Annotated in this window: 17 protein-coding genes; 3 read left to right on the forward strand and 14 right to left on the reverse strand. The window is 36.7% G+C overall.

Going from position 1 to position 14,937, the window contains the following annotated elements:
- From rplV to gpmI, 14 genes are all read right to left on the reverse strand, one after another.
- Complete coding sequence (rplV, locus tag CS842_RS03790; protein ID WP_103327550.1) at positions 1-402, reverse strand: 50S ribosomal protein L22; 402 nt, start codon at positions 400-402, stop codon at positions 1-3.
- A 21-nt stretch (positions 403-423) separates the two neighbouring features.
- Positions 424-702 (reverse strand): 30S ribosomal protein S19, encoded by a 279-nt coding sequence (gene rpsS / locus CS842_RS03795; protein WP_103327551.1) that lies wholly within the window; start codon positions 700-702, stop codon positions 424-426.
- Between the two features lie 9 nt (positions 703-711).
- On the reverse strand, positions 712-1,536 hold the full coding sequence (gene rplB, locus CS842_RS03800; RefSeq protein WP_103327552.1) for a 50S ribosomal protein L2: 825 nt from the start codon (positions 1,534-1,536) through the stop codon (positions 712-714).
- A gap of 12 nt (positions 1,537-1,548) precedes the next feature.
- On the reverse strand, positions 1,549-1,839 hold the full coding sequence (gene rplW / locus CS842_RS03805; RefSeq protein ID WP_103327553.1) for a 50S ribosomal protein L23: 291 nt from the start codon (positions 1,837-1,839) through the stop codon (positions 1,549-1,551).
- 7 nt (positions 1,840-1,846) lie between these two features.
- Positions 1,847-2,476, reverse strand: coding sequence for a 50S ribosomal protein L4 (gene rplD / locus CS842_RS03810; RefSeq protein ID WP_103327554.1), 630 nt, complete (start codon positions 2,474-2,476; stop codon positions 1,847-1,849).
- The gene (gene rplC, locus CS842_RS03815; RefSeq protein ID WP_103327555.1) at positions 2,467-3,093 is read right to left on the reverse strand and encodes a 50S ribosomal protein L3; all 627 of its coding nucleotides are present in this window, start codon (positions 3,091-3,093) and stop codon (positions 2,467-2,469) included. The genes rplD and rplC overlap by 10 nt, the downstream gene beginning before the upstream one ends.
- A gap of 23 nt (positions 3,094-3,116) precedes the next feature.
- Positions 3,117-3,422: a 30S ribosomal protein S10 gene (gene rpsJ / locus CS842_RS03820; protein WP_103327556.1), complete on the reverse strand. Its 306-nt coding sequence runs from the start codon at positions 3,420-3,422 to the stop codon at positions 3,117-3,119.
- A 21-nt stretch (positions 3,423-3,443) separates the two neighbouring features.
- Positions 3,444-5,543 carry an elongation factor G gene (fusA, locus tag CS842_RS03825; protein ID WP_103327557.1) on the reverse strand — a complete coding sequence of 700 codons (2,100 nt, stop codon included), beginning with the start codon at positions 5,541-5,543 and terminating at the stop codon, positions 3,444-3,446.
- 2 nt (positions 5,544-5,545) lie between these two features.
- Entirely contained in the window at positions 5,546-6,022 is a 477-nt protein-coding gene (gene rpsG, locus CS842_RS03830; protein WP_103327558.1) for a 30S ribosomal protein S7, read from the reverse strand.
- Between the two features lie 21 nt (positions 6,023-6,043).
- Positions 6,044-6,424, reverse strand: a complete 381-nt coding sequence (rpsL, locus tag CS842_RS03835; protein WP_103327559.1) for a 30S ribosomal protein S12 — start codon at positions 6,422-6,424, stop codon at positions 6,044-6,046.
- Between the two features lie 2,207 nt (positions 6,425-8,631).
- Positions 8,632-8,865 (reverse strand): hypothetical protein, encoded by a 234-nt coding sequence (locus CS842_RS03840; RefSeq protein ID WP_103327560.1) that lies wholly within the window; start codon positions 8,863-8,865, stop codon positions 8,632-8,634.
- A 1,245-nt stretch (positions 8,866-10,110) separates the two neighbouring features.
- Positions 10,111-10,917: a type I methionyl aminopeptidase gene (map, locus tag CS842_RS03845; protein ID WP_103327561.1), complete on the reverse strand. Its 807-nt coding sequence runs from the start codon at positions 10,915-10,917 to the stop codon at positions 10,111-10,113.
- On the reverse strand, positions 10,914-11,117 hold the full coding sequence (locus CS842_RS07165) for a hypothetical protein (protein WP_241518434.1): 204 nt from the start codon (positions 11,115-11,117) through the stop codon (positions 10,914-10,916). The genes map and CS842_RS07165 overlap by 4 nt, the downstream gene beginning before the upstream one ends.
- A 225-nt stretch (positions 11,118-11,342) precedes the next feature.
- Positions 11,343-12,866: a 2,3-bisphosphoglycerate-independent phosphoglycerate mutase gene (gene gpmI / locus CS842_RS03855; protein WP_103327562.1), complete on the reverse strand. Its 1,524-nt coding sequence runs from the start codon at positions 12,864-12,866 to the stop codon at positions 11,343-11,345.
- 423 nt (positions 12,867-13,289) lie between these two features.
- On the opposite strand from gpmI, the gene CS842_RS07890 reads away from it, so the two are divergent.
- From CS842_RS07890 to CS842_RS07445, 3 genes are all read left to right on the forward strand, one after another.
- Positions 13,290-13,511 (forward strand): hypothetical protein, encoded by a 222-nt coding sequence (locus CS842_RS07890; protein ID WP_146037490.1) that lies wholly within the window; start codon positions 13,290-13,292, stop codon positions 13,509-13,511.
- A 467-nt stretch (positions 13,512-13,978) separates the two neighbouring features.
- Positions 13,979-14,329 carry an FAD:protein FMN transferase gene (locus CS842_RS03860; protein ID WP_195909862.1) on the forward strand — a complete coding sequence of 117 codons (351 nt, stop codon included), beginning with the start codon at positions 13,979-13,981 and terminating at the stop codon, positions 14,327-14,329.
- Positions 14,330-14,580: 251 nt separating this feature from the next.
- Positions 14,581-14,712, forward strand: a complete 132-nt coding sequence (locus CS842_RS07445) for a hypothetical protein (protein ID WP_265614158.1) — start codon at positions 14,581-14,583, stop codon at positions 14,710-14,712.
- The last annotated feature ends 225 nt before the right edge of the window (positions 14,713-14,937 follow it).

A 14,937-nucleotide genomic window follows, 5' to 3' on the forward strand; every position in this document is an offset into this window, starting at 1 on the left:
TTAGTCGTCGTTTCTATCTCCCAGAATAACACTTACATGATTCGAGCGTTTTCTGATTCTATGCCCTCTTCCCTGAGGCGCAGGACGCATCCTCTTGATCATACGTGCGCCATCCACTTTAATTTCTTGAATATATAATTCAGCTTCTTCAATATCTTTACCTTCATTTTTAAACTGCCAGTTAGCAAGCACAGAAAGTAAAAGTTTCTCCAAATGAAGAGAGGCGTGTTTCTTATTATATTTTAACACAGCTAATGCTTTATTAGCTTGCATATTTCGAACCAAATCTGCAACGAGTCTCATTTTCCTAGGAGAGATAGGAACATTATTTAACTGAGCAAAGACAAGACGTTTTTTAACTTCCTTTCGATTCTCAGCGCATATTCTTTTTCGTGAACCCATAACAATTCAAGCTTATATTTTTTATTTTTTACCCTTGTTTTTAGAGCCCGAATGACCTCGAAAGGTACGTGTGGGGGAAAACTCTCCGAGCTTATGCCCTACCATATTTTCTGTAACGTACACCGGTATAAATTGCTTTCCATTATGAACTGCTATAGTCTGCCCAACGAAATCCGGAGAAATCATCGAGGCTCTGGACCAAGTCTTTATGACGTTTTTTTTAGACGCTTCAGAATTAGCAAGAACTTTTTTGTATAACTTATAATGTATATATGGGCCTTTTTTGAGTGAACGTGCCATGCTTTATGATTATTTTCTTCTGTCCTCCATTATGTATTTTCCAGATCTTTTCTTCGCAGATCGTGTTTTGTATCCTTTTGCAGGGATACCTTTTCGACTTCTCGGATGGCCACCCGAAGCTCTCCCTTCACCCCCACCCATAGGATGATCGACAGGATTCATCGCTACCGCCCTGGTACGCGGCCTTATACCCAACCAACGGCTTCTTCCAGCTTTTCCTGAAACTTCCAGTTGATGATCGGAATTAGACACCGAACCTATGGTAGCCATACAGGTAGTTAAGATCATGCGGCTCTCCCCTGAGGGTAACTTGATAATAGCATACTTACCATCCCTTGCAGAGAGTTGTGCATACGAACCTGCACTTCTGGCAATTTTCGCTCCTTGCCCAGGCTGAAGTTCAATACACGAAATAATAGTACCTAAAGGTATATCGCCTAAGAAAGTAGCATTCCCAACTTCAGGGGCAACAGCCTCTCCGGAAATAATTTTCTGCCCAACTTTAATCCCATTTTGCGCAATGGTGTAACGTTTTTCACCGTCGGCATAATAGAGTAAGGATATAAAAGCCGAACGATTGGGATCATATTCTATAGATTTAATTACAGCAGGTATCCCTGATTTATCTCTCTTAAAATCGATGATACGATACTTTCTTTTATGACCGCCACCAGTGTAGCGCATAGTCATTTTTCCCTTGTTATTTCGACCGCCAGATGAAGCTTTACCTACAGTAAGAGTTTTTTCAGGAAAAGATCTGGTAAGTTCTTGAAACTTATTAACAACTCTAAACCTTTGACCAGGAGTGATGGGTTTTAATTTTTTTACTGACATGGAACAACTCTACTAAATATTACCATAAAAATCTATTGACTGTCCTTCTCGCAATTCCACCAATGCCCTCTTAGTTTTATTAGACTTACCCCATACGACGCCACTTTTTGTATTTCGTCGCATAGTTTTAGGCGCATATATGATAGTTCGGACATTTTTTACAGAGACGCCATAACGGGCCTGAATTGATTTTTTAATTTCCACTTTATTGAACTGGCGGCTTACCACAAAGGTATAAACGTTTCTTAACTCACTAGCTGAATTAGCTTTTTCAGTTATTATCGGCTCAATTAATAAGCGCATATCTGTCTTATTTTTTTAGATTTTCCTGAATTTTTCTCACAGCACTCTCCGAAAAAATCAAATGTGAGGCATTCATTAAGTCATAACTACTTAATTCATTGACAGTTGTGATTTTTTTGCCATGTAAATTTCTGGACGACAAATATAGGCTTTTATTTAGTTCCGCTAAAACAAACAATGTTTTTTTATTATACGACTCAAGCGAACGCAACATATTTACGAAATCTTTGGTCTTAGGTTGCTCAAAAGAAAAGTCCTCTACTACTTTTAATGCATTATCTTTAAGCTTCTGACTAAGAATAGATTTTTTGGCCAGCATTCTTGAAGATTTATTTAATTTCTGGTCATAAGATCTCGGCTTTGGCCCGAATACCCTGGCTCCTCCGCGGAATAAAGGATTATTTATGTCTCCTTTTCTTGACCCGCCTGTTCCTTTTTGCCGATGCAATTTCCGGGTACTCCCCGAGAGTTTACTTCGCTCTTTAGCTTTATGAGTTCCCTGGCGTTGAGAGGCAAGATATCTTTTAATTTCTAGGTATACCACATGATCGTGAGGCTCAACCTCAAAAATAGAGGCATCTAATAATACATTACGACCGGTGGCTTTACCTTTACTATCGAATACAGCTACTTCCATCTTCTGATTGTTAAATATGTATGGTTATGGCCAGGTACAGCGCCTTTCACAATGATAATATTATGACCAAAATCTACTTTTAACACTCTAAGATTTTGAACAGTAACGTTTTGAGCTCCCATTCTCCCCCCCATACGCATGCCTTTAAATACACGTGAAGGATCCGAACCAGCACCGATAGAACCAGGAGCTCTTAAACGATTGTGCTGCCCATGAGTACGTTCTCCCACACCCGAAAAACCATGCCGCTTAACTACACCTTGAAAGCCTTTTCCTTTGGAAAGACCCGTTATGTCTACAAATTCTCCTTCTGAGAAAAGATTCACATCCAACTGATCTCCCAATTTTAAATTATTGACAAAATCTCCATAAAATTCTACCAGCTTCCTTTTAGGCGAGACACCGGCTTTTTTGAAGTGTCCTTGAAGCGGTTTAGGGGTATTTTTTTCTTTTTTATCATCAAAACCCAACTGAACGGAAGAATATCCATCTTTCTTAAGGGTTCTGATCTGCAGAACCGAACATGGACCCGCTTGAATGACCGTACATGGAATATTTTTTCCATTTTCGTCAAAAAGGCTGGTCATACCAATTTTTTTTCCTATAATACCTGACATTAATACTAAAATTATATATCACACTATACTTTTATCTCAACTTCTACACCACTGGGAAGCTCTAATTTCATAAGAGCATCAACGGTTTTAGATGAGCAACTATAAATATCCAACAATCTTTTGTGGGTAAGCAGTTCATATTGGTCACGAGATTTTTTATTGACGTGAGGTGAACGCAAAACGGTAAATATCTGCCTATGTGTAGGTAAACATATGGGACCATTTACCACAGCTCCCGTAGGTTTGACAGACCTTACGATCTTATCTGCGGATTTATCCACTAAATTGTAGTCGTATGATTTTAATTTTATTCTAATTTTCTGACTCATCTTTAATCAGTGTGATTTAACTTAAACATTAGTACCTTTTACCTTAGCTATAATTCCTTCAGCGACATTTTGTGGAGCTCCTTCATAATGGGAAAATTCCATTGTAGAGGTGGCACGTCCTGATGAGAGCGTACGCAAAGTAGTCACATAACCGAACATCTCAGCTAAAGGAACCTGCCCTTTAATTATTTTAGCCTTGTTACGATCATCCATACCTTGTACTACACCACGCCGACGATTCAAATCACCTACAACATCTCCCATATTTTCTTCCGGAGTGACCACCTCAAGCTTCATAATAGGTTCAAGCAACACAGGCTTGGCTTTCTTTGCCGCCTCCTTAAAGCCAATCTTTGCTGCCAGTTCGAACGATAATTGATCGGAATCCACAGGGTGATAGGAACCATCTAATAAAGTGACCTTCATTGCATCGATTTCATAGCCTGCCAGTGGTCCGCTTTTCATCGCTTGCTTAAAACCCTTTTCTACAGAGGGAATGAATTCCTTTGGAATATTTCCCCCTTTTATAGCGTTGACAAACTCCAGAGAATTCTTATCTTCTTGAGCTGGTTCAATCCTAAATAGGATATCCGCAAATTTACCCCGACCTCCGGTTTGTTTTTTATAGACTTCTCTATGTTGATATTCTGTAGTAAGCGCTTCTTTGTATTCTACCTGAGGCTTTCCTTGATTCACTTCTACCTTGAACTCCCTTTTCATACGATCGATGATGATTTCAAGATGGAGCTCACCCATTCCCGATAGAATGGTTTGTCCACTGGCCTCATCCGTACGTACCTGAACTGTAGGGTCTTCTTCGGAAAGTTTCGAAAGAGCCATACTCATCTTATCAATATCAACCTTAGATTTAGGCTCTACCGCTAAACCTATTACCGGATCCGGAAAGGACATGCTCTCTAAAACGATAGGTTTCTTTTCATCACAAAGAGTATCGCCGGTTTTAATATCTTTAAATCCTACAGCAGCCCCAATATCACCAGCTTGAATAGTATCGATGGGATTTTGCTTATTGGCATGCATTTGATAAATACGTGAAATCCTCTCCTTACTATCCGAGCGTGTATTAAGTACGTAAGAGCCCGCATGGAGTTTTCCGGAATAAACGCGAAAAAATGCCAGACGCCCTACGAAAGGATCTGTAGCAATCTTAAAAGCCAAAGCAGCAAAAGGTTCGTTTTCACTAGGTTTTCTTTTTTCCTGACTCTCGGTTTTAGGATTCATTCCAACAATGCCTTCTACATCCAAAGGAGAAGGAAGATAGCGACATACTGCATCCAGCATAGCTTGTACACCTTTATTTTTAAAGGAGGATCCGCAAAGCATGGGAATCACCTTCATCTGAACAGTAGCCTTTCTTAAAGCTTCAATCAACCCATCTTCAGAAATTGAGTCCGGATCTTCAAAGAATTTCTCCATAAGACTATCATCATATTCCGCAACAGCCTCAATGAGTTTTCCACGATATTCAGCAACGGTTTCTTGAAGATCTGAAGGAATGGCAACGGTCTGATAAGTCATTCCATAATCATCTTCATTCCATATGATGGCTTGATTGGAGATAAGGTCTACCACGCCTTTAAAATCTGCCTCGTTACCTATAGGAACTTGCAGAAGCAAAGGATTTCCCCCAAGCATTTCTTTAACCTGACGAGAGACATTGAAAAAGTCTGCCCCCTGACGATCCATTTTATTAACAAAACCTATCCTCGGAACACCATATTTATCAGCCTGACGCCATACGGTTTCCGATTGAGGCTCCACACCATCCACAGCGCTGAAAAGCGCAACCATACCATCAAGAACACGCAAAGATCTCTCCACCTCTACAGTGAAGTCAACATGCCCGGGCGTATCTATAATATTAATGTTGTATTTGTCCTTAACATAGTCCCATTCACAACGAGTGGCGGCTGCGGTAATGGTAATTCCGCGCTCCTGCTCCTGAGCCATCCAATCCATGGTGGCGGCGCCATCATGTACCTCACCTATCTTATAGGTAATACCTGTATAAAAAAGAATGCGCTCAGTAGTAGTAGTCTTACCCGCGTCAATATGGGCGGCTATACCTATATTCCGAGTGAATTTTAAATCTTTTGCCATGATCAGAACCTGAAATGTGAGAAGGCTTTGTTCGATTCTGCCATTTTATGAGTATCCACACGTTTTTTTACCGCCGCTCCTTCTTCTTTAGCTGCCGCAAGGATCTCAGAAGCAAGTTTTAACGCCATGCTTTTCTCCTTTCTGCGACGCGCATAAAGTATAAGCCATTTCATGGCCATAAATATTTTTCTATCAGGACGAATTTGCATGGGAATCTGAAAAGTGGCTCCTCCCACACGTCGACTCCTGACCTCAACATGAGGCATAATATTGCTTAGCGCTAGCTTCCAAATTTCAAGTTCGCTTTTTTCCTTATCCTCGTTGCGCTCTTTTACTCTTTCCATAGCGTCGTAAAATATGGTATACGCCAATATTTTTTTGCCATTTCTCATCAAATTATTGGCAAAACGAGTAACCAGAGTGTCGTTAAATTTTGGATCGGGAAGTAAAGGTCTTTTCTGCGCTTTGGCTTTTCTCATAACTTCGTGTTGCTATTAAGGCTATTTTTTATCTTTTGGACGTTTCGCTCCATATTTACTACGCGCTTGTTTACGTCCCTGAACACCCGCGGTATCCATAGCTCCACGCAATATATGGTAACGTACTCCGGGTAAATCTTTTACTCTTCCACCGCGGATCAAAACAATAGAGTGCTCTTGCAGGTTATGACCTTCCCCGGGAATATAGGCATTCACTTCCTTTCCATTGGTTAGGCGTACCCGCGCAACTTTACGCATCGCCGAGTTGGGCTTTTTTGGAGTGGTTGTATAAACACGTGTACATACGCCTCTGCGTTGTGGACAGGAGTCAAGGGCTGCAGATTTGCTCTTTTTTTTAAAAACTTCTCTTCCTTTTCTTATTAACTGTTGTATCGTTGGCATAAAAGCTTATCTTAGGAAAACTCAATTTAGATAAATTAGGGTGCTAAGCTATGTTTTTTTTTCTGTAAAAAAAACCTATTTGATTTAAATTCTTTATAAAGTTGCTAGAAATCTTCAACCGAGGCCTTTCCTGTGTCATAAATTTTTCTTTTAAAAAACTTTTCAACTATGCCAATAGGCTCTAGAAGCAGCCCTACAAAAGGGCGGCTTTAGTCTATAATAAATATATTTATCTGATAATTTTTATAGCAGTAGGCGAATCTTTATATGGTTCAAGCTATTTTTTAAAATCTACTTAAAGTGAGCTAAATCAAATGGGGCTTTTCTTTATCATCTTTGGTTTTCTCGCTCGAGCAATCTTAAATAGGTTCATAACCTCTCTATGATTTCCATTCTTATCAAACCATTTAGCTCAATTATCTTTGAACTCTACCTTAACGCCTGCATTTATAAGAGAATTGATAACCCTTGTATAGGGATAGACACATGAAGCGAGGTTCTCCCATCAAATATTTAGCATTCACAATCTACCCCCTTTTAGCTGTAAGAAGCTTGACAACTTCTGTATTGTCCCTAAAAACTACTGAATAAAGTAGAGTTTGAACATTATGATCTTCTAGGTCTTACTTTGGTTCTTTTTGCTATAAGAAGTTTAAGAGTCTTTGTTTTCCTATTTTAAACAATATAATGAAACAAAGTGTTCCCATCTTTAGCTTATACGGGGCCCTTTACTAGGATAAGCTTAACTGCCTCTTTATGCATTATTAACATTAGCAAGATTAATAGCTGCTCAATGAAGCTGGATGTAACCACTCTTATCTTTAGCATTTACATCGAGAGCTTTTGTTATGAGGAATTTAACGACTTTTGTATTACCATTCCAGAGATCCTGATGAAACCAAATTCTTCTCTTTATTTACATTTATCATTTATATCGGATTTTAATGAAAAATCGATATAAAGTTCGTTAGTATAATTAGGCAAATGAATACAATCATCTGGCATTCCTTCTATCAGAAGTCAACAATTCACTGAATCAACACGCTCTTTATGAGAAAAATTTTACTCCAAAACGCAATAAGGAAGAGCATACCTAGTTATAAGTGATAAGCAGATAACTATATCATATAATATATTTTTAATATAGTATTTAATATTTATTTTAATTATTTTACATATAATTATATTATTTATTAAATAAAATTCATATTAATTCTGAGATATCATTAGTTAAATTTTTATTAGTATATAAAACACTGACTCTTGCTAAAAGCTTCTCATCCTTGTTAAAGCACTTCCGTTTTTTAAGTTGATATGTGTGAAATCAGTCCGCCTGTAAGTACCCTTTAAGATCTAAGGTTTTTGACCCACTGTTTGAGCAGCAAAGAAGCATACCATCTGAAACTCATCAGGGTTTATCTGTTTAACTCCTTATGATACTTTGAGCTTTTTTACATAAGAACGTTTATATCTGATCGAAATCACGCTCGATAAGCTCAGGGAAAGTTATCTATATAACCTCCATTCTCATCTGCCCTGATAACTCCATAGGATATTTTGATTTTTGTTTTAATGAATTTACAAATTTTTTGTCTTTATATATAAGAAAAAAATAAATACTATTACCATACAGAAATAAAAAAAAACCTGGGATTATTCCCGAAGCTTTTTAAGAAGTTTTCGTAAAATATCGGAAATCTATTTTAAAACGTATGATCTACACCTACTTAAAATTGAGAGTTTTTAGTGGATTCTTTTATGTCTTTTGCTACCTTACCCAGGTATTATGTATAACGAAGATTAGAGTTCCATCTATCATTAAAATGATAACCTGCCCCTAGGGCTAACATAGGGTCAAATTTATTAAGGTTAAGATTGTTTTTAAAATGATTATTAACTTTTTTTTTCTAAACCATCTTCGGAATTATCAAGACTCTTACTGGAAAGAAAACCGAATTTTGGACCAGGCTTTCTATATAAATTCCTTCGGAAAAGGTATCCTGCACCAGGATGGGTATGTTAGTATAAGAGATTATTATAGAAAGTTTACCTCCAAGTTCTGTATGTTTAATATTCACTCATTGTTTAGAATAGATCAATTCTTTTTGCAGAGAAAGGGAATCATTAAATCTATAGCCTCCATACATTCCGGCGGTGTATGAAAAAGTAGATAAAGTTTTCAACTTATTAATTTTTTTAAAATTTTTCTAAATATTTTTAATTTTTTCTTTCTTATCTGTAGTAAAATCTTTAAACTTTAGAAGAGTGGGAAAAATCACCTTATCAAAATTTGAAATACCCGCGATACCTTCCCCTGCCTTAATCCCGAAATTAAGTTTACTTCTCTCAAGAGAGTTTTTAAAAGGGGTAATCTCTTGCGCTTTGAGCGCATTTGTTGCAAAAAGAGAGCACGAAGATAAATAAGTGATTATTCTTTTCATAAAAGTTAATACGTTTTGGTTAGAAAATGTAGTATTATTTTATAATAACAAAAAAATTAATACTAAAATAGTGTGAATTTTTTACTTCAACAAGTATTATCAGCTTTATAAACTTTGGATCGTATCTATAGTATATTACGTGTTAAAGTTGAGATTAGGACCTTTAGAATAGTGACCCGCATCATATTCAGTCCCAGGTGTCAGACTAAAATTAAACCCATCGGATTTTACAGAAATGACACAAGGGCAATCATTACTATTGCTAATAGTAAAGACGAATTGAAATTCTCTCTCAAAAGCAAGCGCGCGGGCAAATCCGCCCTTTTCATAAATATTGATTTTAAGCTAAATCAAATATCTCTCTATAATTTAGTTACTAGTTAGTAAACTACACAGAAAAAGACTGTGTAAATTCTGAGGGAAGTACATATAAAAAATTTGATAATCATTATTATAAAATTTATAAAACAATGACTTAAATAATATATTCATTATTATTTATCAATATCATATAAATCACCTATTATTTTTATAATAACGTATTATCTCAAATAAAATATTTTTAAAAGAAAAAGGTGTTTTTTATTAATTATACTCTAAGGCAATTATGCTTTTATGTGAAGAAGAGCTTTTTACGACCGGAGTGGTCATGTTGTATCGCGTTTCGTCCTGATGCGGGTAATATTTTGGTTTGTTTAACTGTCGTTAGCGCTTCTTATTGCTCTTCCTTGACGTGCTCAAGAGCAGATATGTCGATTTGTTCAATAGATGCGTCGTTTTTTACTGAGTTCTTTGATATATTATATCTTAAAGGACATAAGTTTACCTTTCTTCTTCAGGGGGCGCTATTCATCTTTTTCTAGCAAAGGCTCAGGTTTTTGTAAAGGCTTTCTATCGATACTTTGAATCTAAAGTAGTAAATACAATAAACGCTTAGAGCGTCATACAAAATAATAAAAAAACCTTGAATTAAAATGAGATTTTTGAATCTATAAGAGTCATCAGCGTTCGATAGAAAAACCAGCGGGTGATAAAAGACAAAAATGCTTACATCCCTGGACAAAGAGTAAAAAGTATTTAAACTCTTGCTTATATGAAGTTTATATAGGAGTTTGCCTTAAAATAATAAAAGATCATATGAATTGGCTTTGCGTGCAATAAAATGAACTAGAAGGCACAGCGAGAGGAGCGTTTAAAAAATAAGATTGCCCTTCGTTATTCGTTTTAAACCTTATTCATAAGAATTCACTGAGGTAAAAAAGGTGCTTCCTCTTTTGAGGAAATACCCAGAGCTTTATAGATATAATCAAAAGTAGAAAGCAAAATCGGCTTTCCTTCTGCTATAGCCACGTCATGCTCAAAATGAGCGGAAGGTTTTTTATCGGCGGTAGTAACCGTCCAGCCGTCTTTATGAAATCTCACCCTATGAGTACCTTGATTGATCATGGGTTCAATAGCCAATACCATCCCTTCAGCGAGCTTCATTCCATGACCTTTGCTTCCATAATTGGGTATTTGAGGATCTTCATGCATCTGCTTACCAAGCCCATGTCCCACAAGTTCGCGCACCACGCCGTAACCATATTGTTCCACATGATTTTGGATGGCATAACCAATATCGCCCGTGCGATGACCTTTCCTGCAAGCGTTTATTCCGATATAAAGAGAATCTTTTGTAGCTTTTAACAATTCTTTTATCTCAGGTTTCACTTCACCTACCTCAAAAGTATAAGCGTGATCGCCATAATAATCATTCATCAACACACCACAGTCTATGGAGACAATATCTCCCTCACGCAGAACTTTATCATTAGGAATCCCGTGTACCACTTGCTCATTAGGCGATATACAAAGGGTATTAGGAAAATTGTAAAGCCCTAAAAAACCGGGTATACCGCCATGATCGCGTATGAACGCCTCTGCCATAAGATCTAAATAAAGAGTGTCAATACCCGGCCGGATTTCCGAAGCCAGCATACCAAGGGTTTTGGAAACCAACTGAGCGCTTTCTCTGATTAAGGAAATTTCATCTGCGTTTTTTAAACAAATCATCGGGCGAACCATTTAAAAAATCCTCTTTTCATTTGAGGAACTAACTCAGGACTCAAAGAATAAATCACTTTTATGGCCGCACGGTTTTTAATAATCTGATAAACAGCCCCCTCATCCGGGAAAACCTCCAAGATTTCTATCATCGATAAAAATATCAGCCTGGATCTTACCGCTGCTTTCCGCGAAATTATAAGATTCATTTTCAAAGCTATCATTAACGGTATAAAAGTCAGTCCGTTTCTTTCTGCAAAAGACTATATCGTCTTCCAGCGATTTTCCGCTGCAACAGGTTCAGAAGATAAGTTGTAGCCCTCTTGTTCAAGTTTCTTAAGCGTATCAAAGGCAAATTACCGATAACGGGGTAGGCATCTTCAACGATGGTTTCGTCAAAGTTCACAGAAATAATTTTGGCTTCCATAAGCTATTTATTTTGAAAACAGAGAAACTCCGGTCATTACAAGAGGTTGCGCAAGGTCCATCCAATCAAGGATAGTTGGCGCTATATCTCCTAATTTTCCTTTATTAAGAGCAGGATGGGTGTTTTTATGCATAAAAAAACAAGGAACTTCATTGGTAGTATGCGCTGTATTAGGAGTCCCGTCGGGGTTGATCATATACTCTGCGTTACCATGATCAGCCAGCATAATTACGGCATAATCATTAGCCATTGCCGCCTCGCAAACTGCGTGCGCGCAGCTATCAACCACTTCACAGGCCCTTACAGTTGCTTGCATCACACCCGTATGACCTACCATATCGGGATTGGCAAAATTTAGGCAGATAAAATCTGCTTCTTTTTTATTGAGCTCCGGTATAATCTTATCACATAACTGAGTTGCGCTCATTTCGGGCTGCAAGTCGTAAGTGGCTACCTTGGGTGATGAACAAAGGATACGTTTCTCGTCCTTAAAGGGTTTTTCGCGACCTCCGGAAAAAAAGAAAGTCACATGTGGATATTTTTCCGTTTCAGCTATGCGAATCTGCTTTTTAGCATGTTTTTCAAGAATTTCCCCCAGAGTATCGCGGAGATCTTCCTCCTGGAAGAGTATCTCTACATTCTTAAAGCTGTGATCATAAGACGTCATCGTTACATAATACAGATTCAATCTGCTCATATTTTCTTCAGGAAAATCTCTCTGGGTAAGCGCCTCGGTGATTTGCCTTCCGCGGTCGGTGCGGAAATTAAAACAGATAACCACATCTCCCGAGGTCATTTTCGCTATGGCCTCTCCTTTAGCGTCAGTCATGACAATAGGCTCAATAAATTCATCGGTAAATCCTTTGGTATAGGAATCCTCAAAAGATTTAACTACATCTGTACTTTTTTGCCCAATGCTTCTTGTCATCACATCATAAGCTTTTTTTACTCGATCCCAGCGTTGGTCACGATCCATGGCGTAATAACGTCCCGTTACCGTTGCTAGCTGCCCTGTAGATTTTTTAAAGTGTTTAAGCAGTTGTGTTAAATAAGATTTACCTCCCATCGGATCAGTATCGCGACCATCGGTAAAGGCATGGACAAAAACATCTTCTAAGCCACTTGCGTAAGCAGCGTCTAATAATGCAAAAAGATGCTGGATATGGGAATGCACCCCTCCATCGGAGAGTAAGCCCGTAAAATGTATTTTTTTAGCGTTTATCTTAGCGTATTGAAAAGCTCTTTGAAGCGTGATATTTTGAGCAAGTGAACCATCTTCTATCGCTCTGTTGATCTTAACCAGATTTTGATAAACCACGCGACCTGCTCCTAAATTCATATGTCCTACTTCGGAATTGCCTATCTGCCCCTGAGGAAGTCCCACGGCAAGACCTGAAGCTTGAATTTGGGTATTTGGATATTTATCATAACAAGCATCCACAAAAGGAGTCTGTGCGCAAGATATCGCAGATACTGAAGCATCCTGTGGAATACCCCAGCCATCGAGAATTATTAATAAGAGTTTTTTCATAAATGACTTACTGTACTAAAGCTAAGGCAAATTTAGCTCTTTTATAAAAAGATTTTTCCCAATAGTATTTATATTGTTAATATTACATGGATTTAAAATTTAATGTATATATTTAAACCTTTTTCGTTATATTTAAATACATTTTAGTTTGTATTGTATTAAAATTTTTTTATACAAAATATCTGTCTTATTACAAAGAGGGTCGAAGAATAGAAGATCTTTTTACTATGGAAGTAACGAGGGATAGCATACATTTTTTAGGGATATCTACAGAAGTAGTTTTTCTACTAAAAAACTCTCTGGCCAAAAGTAGCTGTAAACGAAAAGATTAAAAGCGTAATTACCGAAAGATGTAACTAAATATCAATTATAATTCTGTTTATATCTTTTGTATTCGCCTTCTCATCGAGCTAGCTCAGAACCCTGGCTTTTGCATTAATAGGCATAATTTTTATTCATCTACTCAATATAGTGAGAATTGGTCTGCTAAATTGTATATATTTCTATTATAGTGAATATCAAGAGATCTCACATGATTACTTATTTCCTTCTCTTATTTATGGAAGTACTCTTACTTTAATAATAGTATGGATTATTTTTTTTAAAAGCGAAAAAATAATATCCATGTGTATAGAAAACTACTAATAAGTTATTTATTTATTTGATTTTAGCAAGAAGATATGAATATATTTTTGATTCATTGATTATTTGTTTTAAACATTTCTGATCAGCAAAAAGTTTTCCCGATATTGATCTTTCAAGGCATCTTATCTCCATAAGCTTGCGATACCTTCTCAATAGCTCGTTTTCCATAAGAATAATTTACTTGCTTTTCCTTCGCAGAGATTATATGTTTTTTTTGGTCTTTTACACTTGCATGTTTCTTATATCTATGCCCATATAATACTTATTATATAGATACTCATTTTAACAAAGGTTTTAAAGCTGGATTTTACATAAGAAGATTCCTATTACATCCTATGTTTTTATTTATTCTTATCTCCACTTTAATTTATCAAATTAAATCACAGAAAAGTAGTGCAAAATTGATGGTGTACATTAGGCTTTAAAATCAAAATTATACAGCCATATTTATAAATATGCTCAGCTTTATGTTATGCAAGCTCTCTGATTTTTTCCTCCTGCGAGGAAAATCAGAGAGCATTGAACTCAAAGGAAAAGTCTTCGGCACTTACTATCACATCAAATATAGAGGCACAGAAAATTATGCTACTTCTATAAATTTGCTATTTGAAGAGATGATTCTGACGTTTTCAATCTACACGCCCGAATCTGATATATCAAAATTTAATGAAGGGAATTCACCAATAGAGATGAATAAACATTTTCAGATTATTCTAAATAAAACCCGAGAGATTCACAAAAACTCTAGAGGTGCTTTTTGGTTAACCTATGGGGCTTCGGTCCGAAGCCTGGAGCAGATGGATTGCTGGATTCTTTAATGGTAAAATCGCTGATGAAAAAAACAGATCTGAAAAAAGTGCTTGTTAAAAACGGTAAAGTTTACAATTCAAAAGGTGTTTTTTAGATTGTAACGCTATAGCTTAAGGGGTATGTGGTAGATGTCGTTGGAAATTATCTGGAATAAAAAGGTGTTCTTAATTATATAATTGATATTAGAAGAGAAATCAGGCCAAGAGAAAAAAATAAAAGGGAAAAATCTGGCAAGTAGGTATTGAAAAACCTCTGGAAAATGAACCACTGGAGAAAATTTTTTTTCAAATTTTCTCTTGAAGATAAAATCATAGCTACTTCGGGAAAGTACAGAAAATTCAAAGAGGATAAGAAAAATGAAAAAAACATACGGCCTTACCATAAGCCATAAATCGGCTATCCTGTACAAAACAACATCCTTTCTGTCTCGGTAATAGCAGAGGATTGCATCAGCACTGATGGCTATGTGCCACAGCTTTTATGGCTTAGGGATTGGAAGAATATAAGAATTTACATCACTTCGCATCTAGAACTTCAGGATGAAACTATAATCATCTATAGAGATAACGGAAAAAAGTAGCGATTTATAAAACAAAGGGCTTTCCAAAGCAGCAAT

Source organism: Bacteroidetes bacterium endosymbiont of Geopemphigus sp., from assembly GCF_002904345.1.
GTDB lineage: Bacteria > Bacteroidota > Bacteroidia > Flavobacteriales > Blattabacteriaceae > GSPS2-BC2016.

Excerpts from the sequence above, each read along its gene's own strand:
- rplV (WP_103327550.1), bottom strand. The coding sequence starts at position 402 with ATGGGTTCACGAAAAAGAATATGCGCTGAGAATCGAAAGGAAGTTAAA.
- rpsS (WP_103327551.1), bottom strand. The coding sequence starts at position 702 with ATGGCACGTTCACTCAAAAAAGGCCCATATATACATTATAAGTTATAC.
- rplB (WP_103327552.1), bottom strand. The coding sequence starts at position 1,536 with ATGTCAGTAAAAAAATTAAAACCCATCACTCCTGGTCAAAGGTTTAGA.
- rplW (WP_103327553.1), bottom strand. The coding sequence starts at position 1,839 with ATGCGCTTATTAATTGAGCCGATAATAACTGAAAAAGCTAATTCAGCT.
- rplD (WP_103327554.1), bottom strand. The coding sequence starts at position 2,476 with ATGGAAGTAGCTGTATTCGATAGTAAAGGTAAAGCCACCGGTCGTAAT.
- rplC (WP_103327555.1), bottom strand. The coding sequence starts at position 3,093 with ATGTCAGGTATTATAGGAAAAAAAATTGGTATGACCAGCCTTTTTGAC.
- rpsJ (WP_103327556.1), bottom strand. The coding sequence starts at position 3,422 with ATGAGTCAGAAAATTAGAATAAAATTAAAATCATACGACTACAATTTA.
- fusA (WP_103327557.1), bottom strand. The coding sequence starts at position 5,543 with ATGGCAAAAGATTTAAAATTCACTCGGAATATAGGTATAGCCGCCCAT.
- rpsG (WP_103327558.1), bottom strand. The coding sequence starts at position 6,022 with ATGAGAAAAGCCAAAGCGCAGAAAAGACCTTTACTTCCCGATCCAAAA.
- rpsL (WP_103327559.1), bottom strand. The coding sequence starts at position 6,424 with ATGCCAACGATACAACAGTTAATAAGAAAAGGAAGAGAAGTTTTTAAA.
- CS842_RS03840 (WP_103327560.1), bottom strand. The coding sequence starts at position 8,865 with ATGAAAAGAATAATCACTTATTTATCTTCGTGCTCTCTTTTTGCAACA.
- map (WP_103327561.1), bottom strand. The coding sequence starts at position 10,917 with ATGATTTGTTTAAAAAACGCAGATGAAATTTCCTTAATCAGAGAAAGC.
- CS842_RS07165 (WP_241518434.1), bottom strand. The coding sequence starts at position 11,117 with ATGAATCTTATAATTTCGCGGAAAGCAGCGGTAAGATCCAGGCTGATA.
- gpmI (WP_103327562.1), bottom strand. The coding sequence starts at position 12,866 with ATGAAAAAACTCTTATTAATAATTCTCGATGGCTGGGGTATTCCACAG.
- CS842_RS03860 (WP_195909862.1), top strand. The coding sequence starts at position 13,979 with ATGTTATGCAAGCTCTCTGATTTTTTCCTCCTGCGAGGAAAATCAGAG.
- CS842_RS07445 (WP_265614158.1), top strand. The coding sequence starts at position 14,581 with ATGAACCACTGGAGAAAATTTTTTTTCAAATTTTCTCTTGAAGATAAA.